7 protein-coding genes are annotated in these 7,794 nt (G+C 70.6%); all 7 read right to left on the bottom strand.

What is annotated here, in order from left to right:
* Nucleotides 1-1,465: NADH-quinone oxidoreductase subunit N (locus EHS43_RS31500; protein ID WP_148104133.1), on the bottom strand; the 1,465-nt coding region annotated here is incomplete at its 3' end.
* A complete protein-coding gene (locus EHS43_RS31495) occupies nt 1,462-3,036 on the bottom strand; it encodes an NADH-quinone oxidoreductase subunit M (protein ID WP_125194092.1) in 1,575 nt (524 codons plus the stop codon). The genes EHS43_RS31495 and EHS43_RS31500, both read right to left, overlap by 4 nt.
* A 6-nt stretch (nt 3,037-3,042) precedes the next feature.
* Nucleotides 3,043-5,037 (bottom strand): NADH-quinone oxidoreductase subunit L, encoded by a 1,995-nt coding sequence (locus EHS43_RS31490; protein WP_125194091.1) that lies wholly within the window; start codon nt 5,035-5,037, stop codon nt 3,043-3,045.
* Nucleotides 5,034-5,450 (bottom strand): NADH-quinone oxidoreductase subunit NuoK, encoded by a 417-nt coding sequence (nuoK, locus tag EHS43_RS31485; RefSeq protein WP_125194090.1) that lies wholly within the window; start codon nt 5,448-5,450, stop codon nt 5,034-5,036. The genes EHS43_RS31490 and nuoK overlap by 4 nt, the downstream gene beginning before the upstream one ends.
* Nucleotides 5,450-6,214 (bottom strand): NADH-quinone oxidoreductase subunit J, encoded by a 765-nt coding sequence (locus EHS43_RS31480; RefSeq protein ID WP_125194089.1) that lies wholly within the window; start codon nt 6,212-6,214, stop codon nt 5,450-5,452. Before EHS43_RS31480 ends, nuoK begins: the two co-directional genes overlap by 1 nt.
* On the bottom strand, nt 6,211-6,780 hold the full coding sequence (locus EHS43_RS31475; RefSeq protein WP_125194088.1) for an NADH-quinone oxidoreductase subunit I: 570 nt from the start codon (nt 6,778-6,780) through the stop codon (nt 6,211-6,213). The genes EHS43_RS31480 and EHS43_RS31475 overlap by 4 nt, the downstream gene beginning before the upstream one ends.
* A 2-nt stretch (nt 6,781-6,782) precedes the next feature.
* A complete protein-coding gene (locus EHS43_RS31470) occupies nt 6,783-7,751 on the bottom strand; it encodes a complex I subunit 1 family protein (protein ID WP_125194087.1) in 969 nt (322 codons plus the stop codon).
* Between the last annotated feature and the right edge of the window lie 43 nt (nt 7,752-7,794).

The following is a 7,794-nucleotide window of genomic DNA, read 5'->3' as shown; positions in this document are numbered from 1 at the left end:
GGGCGGGGACGCGGTGCGCGGCGGGTTCGCCCTCGGGGGACCGGAAGAGCAGCGTCGTCCACTGGAGGTAGTAGAACAGCGCGATCACGACGTTGACGGCCATGACCACGGCGAGCCAGCCCAGGCCCGCGTCCACGGCCGCCGAGAAGACGGTGACCTTGGCGAACAGGCCGATGATGCCCGGCGGCAGGCCCGCCAGACAGAGCAGGAAGAAGGCCAGGAGGAGAGCGGCGAGCGGGTTCGTCGCGTACAGGCCGCGGTAGTCGGCGATGCGGTTCGCCGCCTTCGTACGGCCCACCAGGGCGGCCACGGCGAAGGCGCCGAGGTTCACGGCGGCGTACATGAGGGCGTAGGCGACGGTGGAGCCGAGGGACCGCTCGGCGTCGTCGGAGTACGCGGCGGCGGCGATCGGGACGAGGAGGTAGCCGGCCTGGCCGACGGAGGACCAGGCGAGCAGCCGTACCGCGCTGTACGCGCGCGTGGCCTGCTGTCGGAGGGCGCCGACATTGCCGACGGTCATCGTGAGGGCGGCCAGCACGGCGAGCGCCGGGCCCCAGACGTCGGCGTACGACGGCAGGGCGACGACGGTGACGAGGATCAGGCCGGAGAAGCCGACCGCCTTGCCGACGACCGACAAGTAGGCGGCGATCGGGAGGGGCGCGCCCGCGTAGGTGTCGGGCACCCAGAAGTGGAAGGGCACGGCGGCGGTCTTGAAGGCGAAGCCGACCAGGGTGAGGACGACGCCGGTCTGGGCGAGGGTGTGGAGCTGTCCGTCGACGTGCTGGATGCGTTCGGCGACCTGGGTGAGGTAGAGGGTGCCGGTGGAGGCGTACACGAAGCTGATGCCCATGAGACTGACCGCGGTCGCGGTGACCGAGGACAGGAAGAACTTCAGGGCCGCTTCGGAGGACTTCCTGTCGCCGTGCCGGATGCCGACGAGGGCGAAGGCGGGCAGGGAGGCGACTTCCAGGGCGACGATGAGGGTGGCCAGGTCGCGGGAGGCCGGCAGGAGGGCGGCTCCGGCGGCCGAGGAGAGCAGCAGGAACCAGTACTCGCCCTCGGGGAGTTTCCGGTCGGCGTCCTTGAGGGTGGTGACCGACAGGAGGGAGGTCAGAAGGGCGCCGCCGAGGACCAGGAACTGGATGACGAGCGTGAAGCGGTCGGCGGTGTAGCTGCAGACACTGTCGTCGCCGGTCAGGCAGAACGTGCTGCGGTCGCCGTCCAGGAGGGGGAGCAGCAGGAGCGTGGAAGCCGCCAGGCCGGCGACCGAGACCCACCCGAGCAGGGGCTTCTTCTGATCGCCGACGAACAGGTCGGCGACGAGGACGACGAGTCCGACGACCGCCGCGAGGGTCGGCGGGGCGATCGCGAGCCAGTCGACGGACTGGACGAGGTTCGCGGCCGTCGCGGTCAGCGGCTCGGCCGAGGCTGCAAGGGGCTGGGCCAGGGCGGCCGGGGTGCTCATCGGTTGCCTCCTGCGAGGAGCTGCTGGACGGCCGGGTCGGTCAGGCCGAGAAGGGCCTTGGGCCACAGGCCCGCCACGACGGTGAGGGCGACGAGCGGCGTCCAGGCCGCGAACTCGTACGCGTGGACGTCGGCGAGCCGGGGGGCGTCCTGAGGTTGAGCGCCCATGCAGACGCGGCGGACCACCACGAGCATGTACGCGGCCGTCAGAAGGGTGCCGAACGCGCCGATCGCCATGAAGGTGAGGAAGGCGGGGCGGCTGAGGCCGTCCGCGGGGTCGAACGCTCCGAAGAGGGCCAGCATCTCGCCCCAGAATCCGGCCAGGCCGGGCAGCCCGAGCGAGGCGACCGCGCCGAAGGCCAGCAGGCCGCCGAGCCGGGGCGCCCTGCCGTACAGGGCGGCGCCGGTCTCCTCGGCCAGGGTGTCGAGGTCGGTGCTGCCGGTGCGGTCCTTCAGGGCACCGACCAGGAAGAACAGCAGGCCGGTGATGAGGCCGTGGGCGATGTTGGCGAACAGGGCGCCGTTCACACCGGTCGGGGTCATGGTGGCGATGCCGAGGAGGACGAAGCCCATGTGGCCGACGGAGGAGTAGGCGATGAGGCGTTTGAGGTCGCCCTTCGCGCCCTGCTTGGCGAGGGCGAGGCAGGCCAGCGATCCGTAGATGATCCCGACGACCGCGAAGGCGGCGAGGTAGGGCGCGAAGTCGCGGAAGCCGTCGGGTGCGATCGGCAGCAGAATCCGGACGAACCCGTACGTGCCCATCTTCAGCAGGACACCGGCCAGCAGAACCGAGCCGACGGTCGGGGCGGCGGTGTGGGCGTCGGGCAGCCAGCTGTGCAGGGGCCACATCGGGGTCTTGACCGCGAGCCCGATCCCGATCGACAGAACGGCGATGACCTGCACGGATGCGGTCAGTGACCGGCCGTTGTCAGTGGCGAGTGCCACCATGTCGAATGTGCCCGCCTTGATCCCGATCAGGAGCAGGCCGAGCAGCATGACGACCGAGCCGAGCAGTGTGTAGAGGATGAAGCGCCAGGCGGCGGCCTGGCGGTCCGCGCCGCCCCAGCGGGCGATGAGGAAGTACATCGGGATGAGCACCGTCTCGAACGCGAGGAAGAACAGCAGCAGATCGAGAACGGCGAAGGTCGCGAGGGTGCCGGACTCCAGGACGAGCAGCAGCGCGACGAAGGCTTTCGGGGACGGGCCCGAAGGCATCTTGAAGTAGGAGTAGAGCGCGCAGAGGAAGGTCAACAGCGCGGTCAGGACCAGAAGGGGGAGGGAGATGCCGTCGATGCCGAGGTGGATACGCACGTCGAGTGCGGGGATCCAGCTGATGTCGGTCGTGGCCTGCATCTTCGACGGATGGTCGTGGTCGAAGCCGAGCGCGAGGACGATCGCGGCGATGAGGATCACGCCGGTGACGGTCACGCCGTGCCGCAGTACGGCCTGCTCGGGCGACTTCCCCTTCAGCCCGGGCGGGGCGGGCAGCAGAGCCGTGACGGCACCGAGAAGCGGGCCGGCCACGACGAACGCGAGAAGGAACTGCATCACGGACTCGTTGATATCGATCACGCCTGCTCACGCTCCCGTGGCGACGAGGACGACGGCGACCGCGAGGACGACGGTGCCGGCGAGCAGGGCGCTCACATAGGTCTGGAGATTGCCGGTCTGCGCACGTCGTACGGCGCTGCCGAGCCAGCGGGGCAGTGCGCCCGCACCGCGTACGTAGGTCTCGACGACCTCGCGGTCCAGGAACCGGACGAGGTCGGCTCCGGCTCGGACCGGGCGGACGAAGAGGGTCGTGTACAAGGCGTCCAGGTGGAAGCCGACGGCCGCGTGGCGGTGCAGGGGCCCCAGCAGCAGCCGTCCGGGGTCGGCGGGGTCCGGCGCGTGGGCCACGTCTCCGTAGGCGGGCTCGTGGGTGGCGATGGCCTCGGCCTCGACCAGTCCGGCGTCGCCCTCGGGGTGGGCGGCGACCGCGCCGAGCGGGACGCGGGCGACGAGCGGGCTGGTGTGCCGCCAGGCCGCGTAGGTGACGATGCCGCCGATCAGGGCGACTCCCGTGCCGACGACGGACGTGGTGAGAGTCGGGGTGAGGTCACGGCCGTCGAACCAGTCGGGCAGCACGCGGTAGGCGAACGCTCCGAGGGCCAGGGAGGGGGCGGCGAGGACCCACAGGACCACGTTCATCGTCAGCGGCTGACGGCCGTGGTCGGGGGCCTCGGCGCCGCGTCCGTGGAAGGTCAGCAGCCACAGGCGGGTCGCGTACGCGGCGGTGAGCAGGGCCGCGAGGAGGCCGGCGACCAGGGTGATCCAGCCCGAGGCGCCGGGAGCGTGCTCGGTGTGGCCGGTGGCGACGTGCTCGGCGGCGCCGAGGACGGACTCCTTGGAGAAGAAGCCGCTGAAGGGTGGGATCGCGGCGAGCGCGAGGAGCGCCACGGTCATCGTCCAGAAGGCGTCGGGGACGCGGGCACGCAGGTCCTTCATGCGGGACATGGCGGCCAGTGAGTTGGTGCCGGCGGCGTGGATGATCACGCCGGCCGCGAGGAACAGCAGCGCCTTGAAGGCGCCGTGGGACAGGAGGTGGAAGACGGCGGCACCGCGGTCGCCGACGGCGAGGGCGCCGGTCATGTAGCCGAGCTGGCCGATCGTCGAGTACGCGAGGACGCGCTTGATGTCGTCCTGGGCGAGCGCGGCGAGACCGGAACCGACCATCGTGACGGCGGCCATGACGGCGAGGACGACCATCGCGGCGCGGGAGGACTCGAAGACGGGGAGGAGCCGGGCGACGAAGTAGACACCGGCGGCGACCATCGTCGCGGCGTGGATCAGCGCGGAGACGGGCGTGGGGCCGGCCATCGCGTCGGGGAGCCAGGTGTGCAGCGGGAACTGCGCCGACTTGCCGGCCACACCCGCGAGGAGGAGCAGGGCGATCAGGGTCGGATGGTCGAGTCCGCCGTGCGCGACGGCGTCCAGAACCTTCGTGATCCGGAAGGAACCCGCGTCGGTGGCCAGCGCGAACAGGCCGATCAGGAAGGGGACGTCACCGAGCTTGGTCACCAGGAAGGCCTTGAGGGAGGCGGCGCGGGCCTCCGGGGTCTCCCAGTAGTGGCCGACCAGGAAGTACGAGCAGATGCCCATGATCTCCCAGCCGACCAGCAGCACGATGAGGTCGCCGGAGTAGACGACGAGCAGCATCGCGGAGGTGAAGAGGGAGACGAGAGCGGCGTACGAGGGGTAGCGCGGGTCGTCGCGCAGATAGCCCGTCGAGTAGATCTGCACACACGTGGCGACGAATGCGACCAGAACGGCCACGAGGGCGGCGAAGCCGTCGATGTACAGGGCGAGTTCGATCGGGACCGAGCCGGTCGGGGTGAGTTCGGTGGCGGCGTTCACCGTCTGGTCGCCGCCCTGGCGCACGGCGACCACCGCGGCGAGCGCGAGGGCGGCCAGCGGAGGCAGGACGGCGAGCGGGCGGACGAAGCCGGGAGCCGTGCGCCCCAGGAGCAGGCCGGCCACGGCGCCCAGGAAAGGGAGGACGGGGACGAGGACGGCGAGGGTGGTCGTGGTCACGCGGTGGCCTCAGCCTTCCCGGTCCGCCCGGATCGTGCGGCCTGCTCGGCCGGGTGGGCGTCGCTGTCGGAGTCGTCGCGGTCTTCGGGGTCGTGTCCCTCGGCCGTGTCGCGGAGCTTGTCGATGTCCGCGGTGCCGCGGTTGCGGTGCACGGCGAGGACGATCGCGAGGCCGATGCCGATCTCGGCGGCGGCGATGGCGATGGTGAACAAGGTGAGGGCCTGGCCGGAGTGCAGGGTCTCCTCGGCGGTCCTGCTGAGCCACACGTCGAAGGCGACCAGGTTCAGGTTGACGGCGTTGAGCATCAGCTCGACCGACATCAGGACAAGGATCGCGTTGCGGCGGGCGAGGACGCCGTAGAGGCCGGTGCAGAAGAGGAGGGCGGAGAGTACGGCGGGATAGGCGAGGTGCATCAGCGGGCGCCTTCCTGCTCGGCGGGCTCGGTGCCCTTGGTGGGTTCGGTTCCCTCCGTGGGCCCGGTGCCCTTGGCCGACGCGGTCGACTCGGGCGACGCGGGTCGCTGGGCCGACTTGGTTCCCGATACCGGATCATTTCGCCCGATCCGGTGATTGCGGGAATCCGGGACGGATGGGGAACCACCGGTCGCGGCTCGGGAGTTCACAGGGGGAGAGCTCGACTCCGCCTTCGCCTTGCGGGACAGGACGATCGCGCCGACCAGTGCCGCGAGGAGCAGGACGGAGAGGGCCTCGAAGGGGAGGACCCAGTTCTGGAAGAGGCTCGCTCCGGTGACCTCGGTGGAGCCGGCCGCGGGCCCGTCGAGGTCGATCCAGGTGGTGCGGAAGGCGTCGACGACCACCCAGACCAGCGCGGCCGCCGCGGCGAGGGCGACGGCGAGGGCGGCCCACCGGTTGCCGGAGTCCGCGTCCGGGGAGCGGCCGATGGGAGCCCTGGTGAGCATCAGACCGAACAGAAGGAGGACGACGACGGAACCCACGTAGATGAGCACCTGCACCCAGGCGATGAACTCGGCGGTGAGCAGGAGGTACTCGACGGCGAGGCCACCGAGGGCCACCACCAGCCACAGGGCGGCGTGCACCAGCTGCTTGGTGGTCACGGTGACGATCGCGGCGCCGAAGGTGACCAGACCGACGAGGAGGAAGGCGATCTCGACACCGGTCGGGGAGAGGAAGCCGTGCGCCTCCTGAGCGAGGGTCACGACTGCTCCCCGTGGGGATCGGCCGGCGCGGGCGGCTCCGCCTGGGCCGCCGCCAGCTTCTCGGCGGTCTTGCGGGCGGCGGCGATCTCCTTCGGCTCCTCGGCACCGGGGTCTAGGGCCGGTGGGGCCGGGACCGTCCACATCCACTCCCGGAGCTTGTCCCGCTCATGGGTGAGTTCGCGGATGTCGGTCTCGGCGTACTCGAACTCCGGGGACCAGAACAGGGCGTCGAAAGGACACACCTCGATGCAGATACCGCAGTACATGCAGAGGGAGAAGTCGATGGCGAAGCGGTCGAGGACGTTGCGGCTGCGCTCGCGGCCACCGGGGGTCGCCGCCGGGACCGTCTCCTTGTGGGAGTCGATGTAGATGCACCAGTCGGGGCACTCACGGGCGCAGAGCATGCAGACCGTGCAGTTCTCCTCGAACAGGCCGATCACCCCGCGGCTACGGGGCGGCAGGTCGGGCTGGGCGTCGGGGTACTGCTCGGTGACGGTCTTCTTCGTCATCGTGCGCAGGGTGACGGCCAGGCCCTTGGCCAGGCCCGAGCCAGGAATGGGGGCCATGGTTACTGGATCACCACCTTGACGACGCCGGTGAGGGCGATCTGGGCGAGGGAGAGGGGGACGAGGAGGGTCCAGGAGAGTTTCTGGAGCTGGTCCTCGCGCAGACGGGGATAGGTCACGCGGAGCCAGATGACGACGAAGGCGAGCAGAGCCGTCTTGAGGAGGGTCCAGACCCAGCCGAGACCGTCGGCGCCCCAGGGTCCGTGCCAGCCGCCCAGGAAGAGGACGGTGGTCAGGCCGCACAGGACGACGATTCCGGCGTACTCGGCGAGGAGGAACAGGGCGAAGCGAAGACCGGTGTACTCGGTGTAGGCACCGAAGATGATCTCCGAGTCGGCGACCGGCATGTCGAAGGGGGGCCGCTGGAGTTCGGCGAGGCCGGCCACGAAGAAGACGACGGCGCCGACGATCTGCCAGGGCAGCCACCACCACTCGAAGGCGTCGAGGATGCCGGGGAGGGAGACGGTTCCGGCCGCCATCGCCACCGAGGCGGCGGTGAGGAGCATCGGGAGTTCGTAGGCGAGGAGCTGTGCGGCGGTGCGGAGTCCGCCGAGGAGGGAGAACTTGTTGGCGGAGGCCCAGCCGGCCATGAGGGAGCCGAGGACGCCCACGCCCATCACGGCGAGCACGAAGAACACGCCGGCGTCGACGACCTCGCCGACGGCGCCCTCGCCGGGGCCGATCGGGATGGCGAGGAGGACGACGAGGTAGGGCAGGAGGGCGACGGCGGGGGCGAGTTGGAAGACGCGGCGGTCCGCGCCCGCCGGTACGACGTCTTCCTTCTGGGCGAACTTCACGCCGTCAGCGACGAGTTGGGCCCAGCCGTGGAAGCCGCCGGCGTACATGGGGCCCAGGCGGCCCTGCATGTGGGCCATCACCTTGTGCTCGGTCTGACCGATGATCAGGGGGAAGGTGAGGAAGACGACGAAGACGATCAGGAGTCGCAGGGCGACGTCGAGAGCGTCGTTCACTGCGGGCCTCCTGCGGGCTTGTCGGGGGTGGGGCGGGGAATGG

It is taken from the genome of Streptomyces sp. RP5T, from assembly GCF_003933965.1.
Lineage (GTDB): Bacteria > Actinomycetota > Actinomycetes > Streptomycetales > Streptomycetaceae > Streptomyces.
The sequence above is the reverse complement of the archived record's forward strand: the minus strand, read 5'-3'. Positions and strand labels throughout refer to the sequence as shown.